The sequence below is a fragment of the Peribacillus sp. NPDC097284 genome (assembly GCF_044761765.1).
Lineage (GTDB): Bacteria > Bacillota > Bacilli > Bacillales > DSM-1321 > Peribacillus.
In genome coordinates this window covers 1-15090 of sequence record NZ_JBIWCZ010000010.1, presented here as the reverse complement: position 1 = coordinate 15090, position 15090 = coordinate 1, and the positions used below count along the sequence as shown (strand labels likewise).

Sequence of the window (15090 nt, the reverse complement as noted above, 5' to 3'; positions counted from 1 at the left end):
ATTATTTATTTCAATTTCTTATGCAATTTATAGAGTATATTCATCGCATCCAGTGGTGTCATTTCTAGGATATCGAGCGATTTGATATCATCAAGCACTTTTTTTTCCTTAGCTGATGAACTGGTTTTTTCCCTTGGAACTTCTTCTCCGAAAAAGGAAAGTTGCGACGCTTCATTTACAACCGTACCATCCTTTTCTTCAGATCCTTTAGGAACATCTATATCTACTACAACAGCTGACTGTGAAGGTGTTTGCGTCACTTGTTCATTATCACTTTCAAGTTGCGCTAAAATGGCAGCTGCCCGGTCAATTAACTGTTTTGGAAGGTTGGCAAGCTTGGCAACATGAATACCATAACTTTTATCGGCTGGTCCCTCTTTTATTTTATGAAGGAAAACGACATTCCCATTCTGTTCGATTGCACTTACGTGGATATTTTTCAGTTTAGGAAGTTCCTCTGATAGCACGGTCAATTCATGATAATGTGTAGAAAAGAGTGTCTTTGCACCGATTTCTCCATGAATATATTCAATGATTGCCTGCGCTAACGCCATACCATCGTAAGTGGAAGTTCCTCGTCCGATTTCATCGAATAAAATCAAGCTGTTTTCCGTAGCATTCATGATGGCATTTTTTGCTTCGAGCATCTCGACCATGAAAGTACTTTGCCCCGAAATGAGATCATCCGCTGCACCAATTCGAGTGAACACTTTATCGAAAATCGGCAGTTCCGCTGAGGTCGCCGATACAAAACAACCGATTTGGGCCAAAATGGATGTCAACGCAATCTGACGCATATACGTACTTTTACCCGACATATTAGGTCCTGTAATCAAAAGTAGCTCACGGTCGCTATCCATAAAACAGTCATTTGGAACATACTCTTGAGAATGCAGTACTTTTTCGACAACAGGGTGGCGTCCTTCCTGTAAGGCTATTTTACGATTTTCAGAAAAGACCGGCTTTACATAATGACGCTCTTCACTGATCGTTGCAAAGCATTGGAGAACATCAAGTTCACTGATGCCTTTAGCAAGCTCTTGTAAACGTGGGATATAGCTTTTCACCTGTTCACGGAGGCTGAGGAACAGATCATATTCAAGACCGATGCTTTTCTCTTCGGCTTGTAAAATCAAGGCTTCCTTTTCTTTTAGTTCAGGTGTGATATATCTTTCAGCATTGGTCAAGGTTTGCTTCCGTTCATACCGTCCCTCTTCAAGTAAATGCAAATTGGCGCGAGTCACTTCAATATAATAACCAAATACTCGGTTATAGCCGATTTTCAATGATCGTATTCCGGTACGTTCCCGTTCCTCCCGTTCCAGCTGAGCGATCCACGTTTTTCCGTTTCGGCTGGCATCTCGATATGTATCCAGTTCCGAGTGGAAACCATCTTGGATAATGTTCCCTTCCTTAACGGATAACGGTGGATTTTCCACTAATGCCGTTTCAAGTAAATCGGTCACTTCCTCACAGGGATCCAGCTTTTCGGCGAGAGCTGTTATATCGCCATTGGAGCCCAAGGATTGGACGATTTCACGAATGATGGGTACTTGTTGGAGTGAACGTTTCAATTGAATTAAATCACGTGCATTGACATTTCCAAACGCCACCCTGCCCGCAAGACGCTCTAAATCATATACTTCCTTCAAGCGCTCGCGCAAATCTTGACGTTCGAAGTAGTGATCCTTCAATATTTCCACAAGGTTTTGTCTACGTTCGATTTGCAGTCGATTGATGAGTGGACGATCAATCCATTGCTTAAGCATCCTGCCTCCCATCGCTGTCTTCGTCTCATCCAAAAGCCATAATAACGACCCTTTTTTTCCTTTGGAACGGATGGTTTCCGTCAACTCCAAATTACGCTTGCTATAATAGTCGATTTTCATATAATGGGACGTTTCATATGCAAATACTGGCTGCAGGTGATCTAGGCTTCTTTTTTGGGTTCGGTATAAATAATTCAATAAACGCGCAGTCGTTTGAGCTTGCTTATCTTCTTTCAACAGTCGAAACAAAGAAACGAACGACTCACTTTGCTCTAAGTTATCCTCAAGGGAAAGTGCTGCGGCACCCCGTTCCTGCAATTGCTTTTTCCATTCATCGTTAAAATCCGTTGCAATGACAACTTCGCTGGCACCAAGGTTTGCAAACTCATTCAATACCTCTTCAAAACTTTCAATCAACGTGACCTTGTTTTCACCTGTCGACAAATCGTTGTAAGCAAAACCGAATTGCCCATCTGTAAAGGACGTGATGGATGCAATGTAATTATTTTCTTTTTCCCGAAGTCCCTTACTATCCATTTTGGTTCCCGGTGTAATCAGCTGGACAACTTCCCGGCGGACGACCCCTTTTGCTTGTTTAGGATCCTCTGTCTGTTCACAAATGGCTACCTTAAAGCCTTTTTCTATCAAAATATCAATATAATTGGGAGCCGAGTGATAGGGAATGCCACACATGGGAATTCGATTTTCCGTGCCACCCTCCCGGCTCGTTAATGTAATCTCCAGTTCCTGTGAGGCATTCAATGCATCCTCAAAAAACATTTCATAAAAATCCCCTAAACGGAAAAATAAAAAGGCATCCTGATACTCTGCCTTGATTTTTAAATATTGTTGAATCATTGGTGTATATCCAGCCATTCTTTCAAAACCTTTCCAAACTATAATCTGTTATTTATATATGTCATTTATTATACCATACGGGATAGCACCTTTCCTGTATTCGCTATTACAAGAAAACATGCATAATACACTGTTTTTTTCCTTTTTATAAGGGGATTTAGGACGCCGAGGAGCTTATGCGGGTAATAAAATACTCTACTAATTTGGCCTGCCCTTCTTTTAACGTAAATAAGACCGGATGAAGGGAATGTCATCCGGTATTGACTATATTAAAGTATTTTACTCATCTTCGAATTCATCAAGGAAATCCGGATCTAAATCTTCGAACTCATCATCATCAAAATCTGAGCCCCAGTCATCTTCACAGCGGCCATCTGGGCTTACAGCGACGCAAATTTTCGTTTCGCCAACGACCTCCACAAAGAATTCTCTTTCCACATGAACAATGATCTTTTGTCCACATGGGGAGATGGATGCTTCTAAACAATTCGGCTGTTGGACAGCTTGTGCTACGATTTCATGGTCATCATGACAATCTGGATCACGGTATTTTAGCGAAATCACGTCGGTATATTGTACTTTTTCAGTGACAACTTCCGTCTTTGAATTATGGTTATATGAATACCAAACGTTGATTTCGTAGCTGCCGTGAATTTCTACCTTTTTGCCGACTTTCTTGGCATCGTATTTATGGTTGATGATCCAACAACCTAGAATGCTAGAAGGATGATGAGCCGGGCAAATGGTGTGTGAGGACTTTGTGAATTTACGTCCCTTGGCCACCACCGCTTTAGTTATTATCTCTCTATATTGTGACATGCTAGCGAACCCTCCTCATACAGTTTCCATTCATCCTATGCGTGGTAAAAGTCTAGTGTGCGTAGAATTTTTAATATCTGAAAACTGCTGTAATGTTTAAATCTAGGTTATTTTATGCACCAGTTTTGGGATATGTGTCACGAATGGGCGCTGTATAAGGGTTTTTGAAACATAAAAAAGCCCTTCTGCATCCAGAAGGGCTTTCCGAAAATATTATGAACAACCTCCGCCACCAGCCTGTACCTTTGATCCTGTCTCACCACGAAGGATATCACCTTCAGTTGATTCAATTATCAAATCCGTCACCTTATTGGATACTTGCGAAGAAACCATTTGAAGAAGGTCGTTGACATCGACTTGGGATTGCTTGAACTCCTGGACGATTGGAAGCTCATCTAACTGCTTTTCAAGGGCATCGATTTTTGCCTGAACTTGCCCGTATGCTTTTTCTTTTCCATAATGTTGGAAGTTCACAGCTTGTTTTTGTAAGCTTTTGATACTGGCAATCATTTCACGGATTTTTTGATTTTCATTAATATGAGCCTCAGCCCGTTTAAAGAAATCCACTTCTTCCGTGCTGGCAATCATTTCAGCTAGCTCTGCCGCTTTTGTTAAGATATCGTCTTTTGTATATTTTGTCATTTTACTCCACCTCTATCGCTGTCGCTTCTTCAACCATATCCCCATTCAATGACCATGTTTTCGTGTCGGTGATTTTCACCTTGACGATTTGGCCAATCGCGGACTTTGGTCCTTTGAAGTTCACTAGCTTATTTTTCGTAGTATACCCTGCTAATACATCTGGATTTTTCTTACTTTCACCTTCCACGAGAACTTCTACAATTTGCCCATTGTACTCTTTCATTTTCAGGGCACATGTTTCGTTCACAAGGGCATTCAAGCGTTGCAGACGTTCTTTTTTCACTTCCATCGGGACATTATCCTGCATTTTTGCTGCAGGCGTTCCTTCTCGTGGAGAGTAAATATACGTATAAGCAGCATCAAATCCAACTTCCCGGTATAAAGACATCGTTTCCTCGAAATGTTCTTCCGTTTCATTTGGATAACCGACAATAATATCCGTCGTTAAAGATGCACTCGGAATTGCTTCCCTAATTTTTCTAACAAGCTCTAAATATTGTTCACGCGTATATTTACGCGCCATGATTTTAAGCGTTTCCGTACTTCCCGATTGAACAGGAAGATGGATATGATCCACTAGGTTACCGCCTTTAGCAAGAACTTCAATCAAATGATCATCGAAGTCCCGGGGATGACTAGTAGTAAAGCGAATCCGCGGGATATCTATTTTACGGATTTCATCCATCAAGTCACCAAGGCGATACTCCATGTCTGTAAAGTCTTTCCCATATGCATTCACATTTTGACCGAGGAGGGTGACTTCCTTGTAGCCCTGTGCTGCAAGATGACGAACTTCCTGAATGATGTCTTCGGGACGGCGACTCCTTTCTTTACCTCGTGTAAAAGGCACGATGCAATACGTACAGAATTTATCACAGCCGTACATAATATTGACCCATGCTTTTGTTTTCCCTTTACGTACTTTAGGAAGATTTTCGATTACATCCCCTTCTTTGGACCAAACTTCAATGACCATCTCTTTTGAAAGATACGCCTCATTTAGGATTTGTGGTAGTCGGTGGATGTTATGTGTACCAAAGATCATATCGACAAAATGATGTTTCTCAAGAATTCTTTTAACGACCGATTCTTCCTGGGACATACAGCCGCAGACGCCCAAAAGCAAATCTGGTTTTTCCAATTTAAGTGATTTTAAATGCCCTAGTTCCCCGAATACTTTATTCTCTGCATTTTCCCTTATTGCGCAAGTGTTCAGTAAAATGACATTCGCATCGTCGACTGTAGTGGTCGGTTGATATCCGAGTGCCGTAAAGATACCCGCCATGACTTCAGTATCGTGCTCATTCATTTGGCAACCGTATGTACGAATAAGAAATTTCTTACCTTCTCCCATTCCTCGGAATTGTTCAGGAATAGCAAAGTCATCATGGTATTCTACATTTTCTTTTCCTCGTTTTTTAGCATCCTTCAAGGAAGGCGGGATATAGACTGCCTGAAAGTACTTACTGTAATCCTTTTCGGATTTTTTGTCCGCTGGATTTTCATTCTGTACTTGTTGTAATTCTAATCTTTGTTTCTCGTTCATGTTAATCTCCTTTCAAAATAGTTAGTTTATTTATCATCCTAACTATTTCCAGACCCATCATATTTACAATGATTTTTGTCCAATTCACCTTTAAAATTACCAGTAAATATTTGCTTTTAAGTGTGATATATCCACATTAACATAGTATAAAGCTTTTACCTGGAAGAAACAATCATTCTGTCGCTCCTTAAGCACTTGTTAGAAAAAATTCACAAAAAAGGTAATAAAATAATAAAGATAAACCCTGAATTTATTACCCAAAACTTTTTCACTACTATCGACAGTCTAGGTCTATCGTACATTTTCATTATATAGGACATAGTCCTATAACATCCTGTCCGCTCTTGAATAAGATATCTCGTACAACAAAAACAATTTAAGGAGTGACTTATATGTCATGTTCTGGAAATAACAATAATAATCACGATCATCATCGTAATAACGACGATAATAGCAGAATCGAAAGAGATTTCTGTCGTGCGGTGAGGGGTTGTCAAAGACGCGACAATGACCGCGACGACCGCCACAACGACAACAACAATCACCATCACCACCACCATCATCATAACAACAATAACAACAATAACAACAACTGTTGTTGTAGAAGAAATCGTTGTAATTTCTTCTCTTTCGGATGCTGTAACCGAGGAAACCGCTGCGGATGCAATAACGGTTTCTTCTAAGCCCTACTATTTAGGTAGCACCATCTTCTAGCGTGCTGTCTCCTCATTAGAACGCTTGGTTATTAACCACAAAAAAGGTTCACCCCAAATTTGGGGTGAACCTTTTCATCCTTACATAAATTCTTCAACAAGTTTATCAAAATGAGCTTGATCTAGAGTTAAATCAGACTTATTCAATGCTTCTTCTGCATAACCTGGAATTAATTCTTGATAAGAAGAACGTGAAGAATCTTGATAAATGATCCCAGTCACAAGACTGTCATGCTTCATCAACGTTTGCATGGCTTGTTCTTTATTTGTAGAATCATATCCTTCAATCATGCTTAATTTTGTTAGATTTTGTTTGAACCAATCATAGGTATTGATTTTGTTATACGTTACGCATGGAGAGAAAACATTAATAAAGGAGAATCCTTTATGATTGATTCCTGCTTCAATGATTGCAGTTAAGTCTTTTAAATCCGTCGAAAAGCTTTGGGCGACAAAAGTAGCACCAGCCGATAAAGCTAATTCCATCGGAGAGACAGCCCTCTCAATTGATCCTTCAGGCGTGGATTTTGTTTTAAACCCAGCAGCTGAACGTGGGGAAGTCTGTCCTTTTGTTAAACCATAAATTTGGTTATCCATGACAATATACGTAATATCGATATTACGACGAATGGCATGAATGGTATGTCCCATCCCGATTGCAAAACCATCTCCGTCACCACCGGAAGCTATAACGGTCAACTCGCGGTTAGCCATTTTCAATCCTTGGGCAATCGGTAGCGAACGACCATGAATGCCATGGAAACCATAAGATTTGATGTAGCCTGAAATCCGACCTGAACAGCCGATTCCAGAAACCACAGCTAAGTTTTCCGGTTCTAAGCCTACGTTGGCTGCTGCACGCTGCATGGCAGCCTGAACGGAGAAATCCCCACAACCAGGACACCAATTAGGTTTTACATCATTTCGAAATTCTTTAAATGTTGCCATATTCGAACATCTCCTTGCATTGTGTGTGAATTTCATGCGGGAGGAATGGGTTGCCGTCATATTTTAGGATGCTTTTAATTTTATTTACATGCCCGACATTCATCTTGATAATATTAGCCAATTGTCCAGTCGCATTATTTTCAATTACTACTACTTTCTTAGCTGATTGCACTAAAGAAAGAACTTCATCAGCAGGGAATGGATGAATCAAACGAACTTGCGCATGATTCACTTTTATTCCATCCGTTTCCAAACGGCCGATAGCTTCATCTATCGTTCCCCGGGTAGAGTTAAACCCTAGGATTAACAAGTCAGCCTCTGCGTGTGGTGCATTTTTGTAAACGGGTGTATTGAATGTGTTCGCTAAATTGCTAAGCTTACGCATCCTCTTATCCATTTGTGCTACACGATTTGCAGCTGATTCAGAAGGCTTCCCTGTTTCATCATGCTCTACACCCGTAACATGGTGAATTCCGTTTTTCATGCCTGGAACGACACGAGGAGAAACTCCATCTTCTGTTACTTCATAGCGCTTGAAATATGTTTTTTCTTGAGGGCCTTCTATTTCCGTGTCCAAAAGTTTACCACGTCTGATTTCCACTTTACTGTAATCTAGCGGTTGCACGGTCTGCTTACCCAATGATAGCTGTAAATCGGATAAAATGATAACCGGACATTGGTATTCCTCAGCAAGATTGAAGGCTTCAGCCGTATCATAAAAGGCTTCCTCAACCGTACTTGGGGCCATGACGATTTTCGGTATTTCTCCGTGCGTCCCATAAATCATCGCCATTAAGTCAGATTGTTCTTGTTTCGTTGGAAGTCCGGTAGAAGGACCGCCACGTTGTGTATCTACAATAACAATCGGAGTTTCTGTGATTCCCGCTAAACCGATTGCTTCCATTTTCAATGAAAGACCTGGTCCGGCAGAAGCTGTAATAGCACGAACACCACCGTAGTTAGCCCCGATTGCCATCGTAGCTGCAGCGATTTCGTCTTCCGTCTGAATGACGGTACCACCCACTTTAGGCAGTTTCTTGATTAAATACTCCATGATTTCCGAGGCTGGCGTAATCGGATAAGCAGCCATAAATCGACATCCACCGGCAACTGCACCTAGTGCGATTGCGTCGTTACCAATCATGAATAAACGTTTTTGACCATCCGCTTTTTCAAGTTCCATAGCGCCCACTTTTTCACCAAGCAATACTTCCATGGCTTTATAACCAGCAGTAATCGCATCCATGTTCTTTTTAACGATTTCTTCACCTTTACGGCCGAAGATTTCATCAACAACATCATTGAACACGGAGATTTCCATGCCAAGTACAGCACAGGTAGCTCCGATTGCCACCATGTTTTTCATTAAAGAAGTACCCAATTCAGATGCGATTTCCGTAAATGGGACTATATATAACTCTGCCTTTGTATCTTCAGGGCAGACAGGTTTAAATTTTGCATCAGCGATAATGATGCCGCCTTCGTGTAGTTCTTTATAATTGACGTCTATTGTTTCTTGATCGAAAGCAACTAAGATGTCTAAATCATCTGAGATAGCACGAGTTTCAGAAGTACTTACACGAATCTTATTATTCGTGTGTCCTCCCTTTATTCGAGATGAGAAATGACGGTAGCCATACAAGTAATAACCTAAGCGATTGAGGGCAATACAGAATATTTCTCCTGTACTTTCAATACCTTCACCTTGTTGTCCGCCAACTTTCCATGAAAGTTGATTGATCATGTCTTACACTCCTTTAGAACGTTCGTATATAACTGCTATTTACCTGTACCTCTCTTCAGAACGTTCAATATGTAAATAATCGTTCTATGACAGAAAAGGTGTACTAAACGCTTTCAATTCTATCGGTTAAATACATAAATTGCAACCTTTTTGCTTTTATTTTTTATATTTTCAGAATATTCAATTCTATCTACAAAATCAGAATAAAAACACCATTTCGCCCTCTCCTTTTTTATCGAGGATAATGACGAACGAAATTTTCAAAAAGAATGCCTTTTACGAATTCTGTGGAATAGAGCCTATCAAGTTCATCAATTAAATTTTGGTAATTGCTATAAGAGACCAAGTCATCGACCATCTCTTCTATGCCATCGAAATCCGATCCAAAACCAATTTGTTTTTCTCCACCTAAACTACAAATATGTTCAATATGATTGATAACGTCTTTTATGGACGCGGATTTACCTTGTGATAAAAATTGAGGAACAAATGTCACCCCAATAGTCCCATTCTTTTTTAGGAGAGCCTTTATTTGGCTGTCTTTCAGATTCCTTGGATGTGGGCATAAACGATAGGCGTTCGAATGGGAAGCAATCGGAAAGTCTGCTATTTCTATGGTGTCCCAAAACCCAGATTCCGATAGGTGGGAAAGATCGCACCATATCGACTGCACATTCAATAATCCCACCACATCCGTTCCAAATCGCGTTAGCCCGCCTCCTCTTTTTTCTAAAACTCCGTCGGCTACCAGATTGGCATAATTCCATGTTAATCCTACCGAAGTAACCCCCAACTGAAGGAGGGTTTTCATCTTTAATACATCATCCCCGATGCAATCACAGCCTTCTAATGTCAGCAAAGCTCCTATCTCTTTTTCCCCCAGTGAATCGATATCTTTCTTCGACCTTATAAATTTTATTTCAGGTTCAGCCAGGACTTTTTTGTGAAAAATTTCCACCATCGCCAAGGCAGCCTGAAATCTCATATCCGAGTGGACTTGTTCAGGAATGTATATCGCAAAGCATTGGACCTTTCCACCTGAATCCATAAGTTCACGCTTTGTAATATGTAACTTATCGCTGTCCACAAAGGAAATATCCGGATCTATAAACAATTTCATCAAAACATCACAATGCGCATCAAAAATCACCCATCCAATCCCCCTTCTCTACCTTTCTTATTCGTCACATACAAAAAATAACCTGCTCGCCATCCGACAAACAGGCATAAACTTATGAATTTATCTTGGTTCAACGATTAGCTTAATTGCCGTACGCTCTTCGCCATCAATGAGAATATCCGTAAAGGCAGGAATACAAATCAAGTCGACTCCACTAGGTGCGACAAATCCTCTTGCGATTGCTACTGCCTTAACGGCTTGATTTAACGCACCTGCACCAATTGCTTGAATTTCTGCGGTCCCTCTTTCTCTGAGAACCCCCGCCAGTGCGCCTGCTACAGAATTAGGATTAGATTTTGCTGAAACCTTTAATATTTCCATTCCTAGTCCTCCTTGTTTTCCCTGCCGATTATAACTTGGCTCAATAGTTATAACACTTTCCACTGCTACTATATTCAGCTAGTAAAACTTGTATGACAAAGAAAACCAGGATTGTCCAACAACAGATTTTAGATTCCCTATTAGGAGACCTTACTTAACTTTTTCCCTCATTGAATCTTTCTCGTAAAAATCACGTAGCTATTATAAAGAAAAATGGACAATCAGCCACGACTGATGTCCATTTAAGTTAGTTATAAAACGGGTTATCTTCGTTTATCAGTATTCGCTCAATGTTTACCGCCTTGCCTGACTTTTCATCAATATCTATTAATACAGCACTTAATAAAGAACGGCCAGCTTTAGGTACTTCAAATCGCACAGGGAGGCTCGTCAAGAACTTATGGATAACAGCCTCTCTATCCATTCCCAGAATGCCGTCATAAGGCCCTGTCATCCCTACGTCCGATACATAAGCTGTACCTTGTGGTAAAACCCGGTTATCAGCTGTTTGGACATGTGTATGTGTGCCTACCACCGCAGTCACCTTCCCATCAAGGTACCAGCCCATCGCCTGTTTTTCACTTGTAGCTTCACCATGGAAGTCGACAAAAATGATAGGTGTCCTTTTTTGGGCTTCCAGAACGAGCTCTTCCGCTTTTCGGAAAGGACAATCCAATGCTGGCATGAATGTCCGGGCCTGTAGATTGATGATAGCGACTTCCTGTTGATCTAGCGCTATATACTTCAGACCCTCACCCGGGGCACCCATGGGAAAGTTGGCTGGACGAACAAGATATTCCGCTTCATCAATAAACGAAAAAATATCTCGATTATCCCACGTATGATTTCCCATTGTTACGGCCTGCGCGCCCCACTCCAGAAAACTGCGGTAAATCTTTTCTGTAATTCCTCGGCCTCCTGCAGCATTTTCACCATTTATTACCGTGATGTGCGGCTGATATTTTTCTTTAAGTCTTGGGAGGTATTCTTTAACCATACCACGGCCCGGTGCCCCCACTACATCTCCTATAAATAACAATCTCATACTAAAACCCTTTCCTATATACATTTCACTTGTTTGGTATAACTGTTGAATGCACAGACATCCTCAAAAAAGTTCATACAAAAAATGAAAACGAAGTGGTTTTCACCACTTCGTTTTCCAAGCCAAATCATTTGGCATATTCTACCGCTCTTGTTTCACGGATTACTGTTACTTTTATATGACCTGGGTAATCAAGCTCTTCTTCAATCCGTTTCCGGATGTCACGAGCAAGTTTATGAGCCGAAAGATCATCTATTTGTTCTGGTTTCACTAGAATCCGCACTTCACGTCCGGCTTGAATCGCGAAGGATTTTTCCACTCCATCATAGGATTCGGATATCTCTTCAAGTTTTTCAAGTCTTCTAATGTAATTTTCCAGCGTTTCACTTCGTGCACCTGGTCTTGCAGCTGATAAGGCATCAGCGGCCGCTACAAGCACCGAAATAATGGATGTTGGCTCTGTGTCACCATGATGTGAAGCGATGCTGTTGATGACAGTTGGATGTTCCTTATACTTAGTCGCTAATTCAACGCCGATTTCAACGTGACTACCTTCCACTTCGTGGTCAATTGCTTTCCCAATATCATGTAATAAACCGGCACGGCGGGCAAGTACTTCGTCCTCACCAAGCTCAGCTGCCAATAATCCTGAAAGTTGGGCCACTTCAATAGAATGTTTCAGTACGTTTTGACCATAGCTTGTACGGAACTTCAAACGACCAAGAATCTTGATAAGATCTGGATGAAGCCCGTGAACACCCACTTCGAAAGTTGTTTGTTCACCAATTTCACGAATATGTTCATCTACCTCACGTCTTGCCTTATCAACCATTTCTTCAATACGAGCCGGATGAATCCGTCCGTCCTGAACTAGTTTTTCAAGAGCCAAACGTGCTGTTTCCCGTCGAATTGGATCAAATCCAGATAGGATGACTGCCTCAGGAGTATCATCAATGATAAGATCAATACCCGTTAGCGTTTCGAGTGTTCGGATATTTCGGCCCTCACGTCCGATTATCCGTCCCTTCATTTCATCATTTGGAAGATTCACTACAGAAACGGTGGTTTCTGCAACATGATCAGCCGCACAACGCTGAATGGCTAGAGATAAGACTTCTTTCGCCTTTTTATCAGCTTCTTCTTTGGCGCGGGTATCACTTTCTTTAATCATAACTGCTACATCATGAGCAAGCTCATTTTCTGTTCGATCTATAATGATCGATTTAGCTTCTTCACGAGTCAAACCAGAGACACGTTCAAGCTCCGTTTGTTGCTTACGTACCGTCTCGTCCACTTTGCTTTCCATCTCTTCAATATGCTGTTGTCTTTGGTTAAGAGACTCCTCTTTTCTCTCTAAAAGGCTTTCACGTTTATCCAACGTTTCATCCTTCCGATCAAGATTCTCTTCTCTTTGCAATAATCGATTTTCTTGTTTTTGTAATTCGTTCCTTCTTTCACGGGATTCCCGATCGGACTCAGAACGAACCTTGTGAATTTCATCTTTTGCTTCCAACAAGGCTTCTTTTTTAAGCGCTTCCGCTTCACGTTTTGCATCCTCAAGGATATGTTCAGCAGAGCCCTTTGCCCCTGCTATTTTACTCTCAAATTTTGATTTGTGAATAAAATAACCAACAACTGCACCGACGATTAGGCCAAGCAAAGTGAAGATGATTGTCATGGGTTCCATCGTTTCACCTCCCCTTGCTATGAACTTTTACATAAAATGTTGAACTGTCGGCAAGTACATTGCACATAAATTCAATATACAGCTCTTAATTTTCAAAATTTTAGTTTGAAAAATTGTAAAATATACATATTAATTGTATAGTTGAGAATTTTTATTGTCAAGCCTTTGTCCCTTATGTATCAAGGTTTATTCTCGTTTTATTACTATGCATAGCAATTATGTATCAGTTTAACATAATTGAGGGCTGCAAAACCGCTTTAATTTTTGCAATTTTTCCATTTCAACGATCTTAAGGAATATAGAAAAGGCCTAAGCATAATTAGCTTAGGTCCTTTCCTACCATCAATCAAGTAGTTCAAGATGCTCCTCTTCAGCCTCTTTCGGGAGCTCAAACTCTCCATCTAGATTATAATGGTCCCTGATTTTTTGTGAGATTTCCTTAGCGATGTCCTGATTTTCTTTCAAGAACAATTTCGCATTTTCCCTACCTTGTCCCACACGCTCATCATTGTATGAATACCACGAACCACTTTTTAGGACGATATCCAGGTCTGCACCCATATCAATGATTTCGCCTTCCTGTGAGATTCCCTGACCATACATGATATCGACTTCCGCTTGACGGAAAGGTGGAGCTACTTTATTTTTAACGACTTTAATCTTTGTTTTATTACCAACGATTTCATTACCTTGTTTTAATTGTTCAGCACGACGCACTTCAAGACGAACAGTCGAATAGAACTTCAAGGCACGACCACCCGGAGTCGTTTCTGGATTCCCAAACATAATCCCGATCTTTTCACGAATCTGGTTAATGAAAATCGCAATGGTATTTGATTTATTGATAGCACCAGAAAGTTTTCTAAGAGCCTGTGACATCATACGGGCTTGAAGACCCATATGGGAATCTCCCATTTCTCCTTCGATTTCCGCTTTAGGAACAAGTGCTGCTACGGAGTCGATAACAATAATATCCACCGCACCACTTCTCACTAACGCTTCCGCAATCTCAAGGGCTTGTTCACCAGTATCAGGCTGTGAAAGCAACAATTCATCAATATTCACGCCAAGTTTTTCAGAATATGCTGGATCCAAGGCATGCTCAGCATCAATAAATGCAGCTGTTCCGCCAGTCTTTTGCACCTCTGCTATTGCATGCAAGGCAACAGTCGTTTTACCTGAACTCTCCGGTCCGTATATCTCAATGACACGGCCTCTCGGATAGCCACCTACTCCCAATGCTACATCCAACGCTAGAGACCCACTCGAAATCGTTGAGATTCTTCGATCGGACTGTTCTCCAAGTTTCATTACAGAACCTTTACCAAATTGTTTCTCAATTTGTTTTAACGCCATATCTAAAGCCGCTTGACGATCACTACTCACTTAAGTTCCTCCTCTATATTCAAATAATCGGCAGTCCGATTAAAGATGTTCTTACGTTAGCCATTCTTTGAGGACAAGGTCAATATCTTGTCTCAAAATCTATCTTAACTATATACTCTTTTTGCTATTTTGCCAAGCAAAAAGTCGAACATTCATTCGTTTTTTTCTTTTGGTTAAATCTTCATGAAAAAGTATTTTGTCTACGTGATTTTATCTTTTTCTATAAGATATCCGCTAATAAAATGCCTTTTTATTGAATAAACTGTTTTCTTCTTTTCCCTAATTCGACAAAATGAAAACTTCTAAGACATAAAAAACAGAGCCTTTTGAGCTCTGCTCAGTTTGTAGACAAAAGGGGTTCGGAATGGTTTCATTCCGAATCCCTTTTGATATTTTCTTGGAATTTTGCTCAAGATTAAGAGCTTGGGTCTC

Annotated in this window: 12 protein-coding genes; 1 reads left to right on the top strand and 11 read right to left on the bottom strand. The window is 40.7% G+C overall.

Translation table 11 applies throughout. The annotated features are described in order from the left end of the window. Positions 1 to 5: 5 nt before the first annotated feature. The 4 genes from mutS to miaB all read right to left on the bottom strand — a co-directional run bounded on the left by mutS (position 6) and on the right by miaB (position 5634). A complete protein-coding gene (gene mutS, locus ACIQXU_RS16135) occupies positions 6 to 2645 on the bottom strand; it encodes a DNA mismatch repair protein MutS (RefSeq protein WP_402990805.1) in 2640 nt (879 codons plus the stop codon). Positions 2646 to 2906: 261 nt separating this feature from the next. Beyond that, positions 2907 to 3446: an outer spore coat protein CotE gene (locus ACIQXU_RS16130; protein ID WP_402868478.1), complete on the bottom strand. Its 540-nt coding sequence runs from the start codon at positions 3444 to 3446 to the stop codon at positions 2907 to 2909. A gap of 213 nt (positions 3447 to 3659) precedes the next feature. Continuing rightward, positions 3660 to 4088 (bottom strand): YlbF/YmcA family competence regulator, encoded by a 429-nt coding sequence (locus tag ACIQXU_RS16125; protein ID WP_402868476.1) that lies wholly within the window; start codon positions 4086 to 4088, stop codon positions 3660 to 3662. A gap of 1 nt (position 4089) precedes the next feature. Then, the gene (gene miaB / locus ACIQXU_RS16120) at positions 4090 to 5634 is read right to left on the bottom strand and encodes a tRNA (N6-isopentenyl adenosine(37)-C2)-methylthiotransferase MiaB (protein ID WP_402990802.1); all 1545 of its coding nucleotides are present in this window, start codon (positions 5632 to 5634) and stop codon (positions 4090 to 4092) included. A gap of 507 nt (positions 5635 to 6141) precedes the next feature. Here miaB and ACIQXU_RS16115 point away from each other — a divergent pair. Further along, complete coding sequence (locus tag ACIQXU_RS16115) at positions 6142 to 6348, top strand: hypothetical protein (protein WP_402990800.1); 207 nt, start codon at positions 6142 to 6144, stop codon at positions 6346 to 6348. Positions 6349 to 6428: 80 nt separating this feature from the next. Here ACIQXU_RS16115 and ACIQXU_RS16110 read toward each other — a convergent pair whose 3' ends face one another. From ACIQXU_RS16110 to recA, 7 genes are all read right to left on the bottom strand, one after another. Beyond that, positions 6429 to 7295 carry a 2-oxoacid:ferredoxin oxidoreductase subunit beta gene (locus ACIQXU_RS16110; protein ID WP_402868470.1) on the bottom strand — a complete coding sequence of 289 codons (867 nt, stop codon included), beginning with the start codon at positions 7293 to 7295 and terminating at the stop codon, positions 6429 to 6431. After that, positions 7282 to 9039, bottom strand: coding sequence for a 2-oxoacid:acceptor oxidoreductase subunit alpha (locus ACIQXU_RS16105; RefSeq protein WP_402956365.1), 1758 nt, complete (start codon positions 9037 to 9039; stop codon positions 7282 to 7284). The genes ACIQXU_RS16110 and ACIQXU_RS16105 overlap by 14 nt, the downstream gene beginning before the upstream one ends. Positions 9040 to 9271: 232 nt before the next feature. Next, the gene (locus tag ACIQXU_RS16100; protein WP_402990797.1) at positions 9272 to 10189 is read right to left on the bottom strand and encodes a dipeptidase; all 918 of its coding nucleotides are present in this window, start codon (positions 10187 to 10189) and stop codon (positions 9272 to 9274) included. 90 nt (positions 10190 to 10279) lie between these two features. After that, complete coding sequence (gene spoVS / locus ACIQXU_RS16095) at positions 10280 to 10540, bottom strand: stage V sporulation protein SpoVS (RefSeq protein ID WP_191095538.1); 261 nt, start codon at positions 10538 to 10540, stop codon at positions 10280 to 10282. Positions 10541 to 10787: 247 nt separating this feature from the next. Next, the gene (locus ACIQXU_RS16090; RefSeq protein ID WP_402956361.1) at positions 10788 to 11585 is read right to left on the bottom strand and encodes a TIGR00282 family metallophosphoesterase; all 798 of its coding nucleotides are present in this window, start codon (positions 11583 to 11585) and stop codon (positions 10788 to 10790) included. Positions 11586 to 11712: 127 nt separating this feature from the next. Further along, positions 11713 to 13272, bottom strand: coding sequence for a ribonuclease Y (rny, locus tag ACIQXU_RS16085; protein WP_402868463.1), 1560 nt, complete (start codon positions 13270 to 13272; stop codon positions 11713 to 11715). Between the two features lie 342 nt (positions 13273 to 13614). Further along, positions 13615 to 14658, bottom strand: a complete 1044-nt coding sequence (gene recA, locus ACIQXU_RS16080) for a recombinase RecA (protein WP_402868461.1) — start codon at positions 14656 to 14658, stop codon at positions 13615 to 13617. Positions 14659 to 15090 lie beyond the last annotated feature (432 nt).

Bases quoted from the DNA above. Each gene is read 5' to 3' on its own strand.
- mutS (WP_402990805.1), bottom strand. From the start codon at position 2,645: ATGGCTGGATATACACCAATGATTCAACAATATTTAAAAATCAAGGCA.
- ACIQXU_RS16130 (WP_402868478.1), bottom strand. From the start codon at position 3,446: ATGTCACAATATAGAGAGATAATAACTAAAGCGGTGGTGGCCAAGGGA.
- ACIQXU_RS16125 (WP_402868476.1), bottom strand. From the start codon at position 4,088: ATGACAAAATATACAAAAGACGATATCTTAACAAAAGCGGCAGAGCTA.
- miaB (WP_402990802.1), bottom strand. From the start codon at position 5,634: ATGAACGAGAAACAAAGATTAGAATTACAACAAGTACAGAATGAAAAT.
- ACIQXU_RS16115 (WP_402990800.1), top strand. From the start codon at position 6,142: ATGACCGCGACGACCGCCACAACGACAACAACAATCACCATCACCACC.
- ACIQXU_RS16110 (WP_402868470.1), bottom strand. From the start codon at position 7,295: ATGGCAACATTTAAAGAATTTCGAAATGATGTAAAACCTAATTGGTGT.
- ACIQXU_RS16105 (WP_402956365.1), bottom strand. From the start codon at position 9,039: ATGATCAATCAACTTTCATGGAAAGTTGGCGGACAACAAGGTGAAGGT.
- spoVS (WP_191095538.1), bottom strand. From the start codon at position 10,540: ATGGAAATATTAAAGGTTTCAGCAAAATCTAATCCTAATTCTGTAGCA.
- ACIQXU_RS16090 (WP_402956361.1), bottom strand. From the start codon at position 11,585: ATGAGATTGTTATTTATAGGAGATGTAGTGGGGGCACCGGGCCGTGGT.
- rny (WP_402868463.1), bottom strand. From the start codon at position 13,272: ATGGAACCCATGACAATCATCTTCACTTTGCTTGGCCTAATCGTCGGT.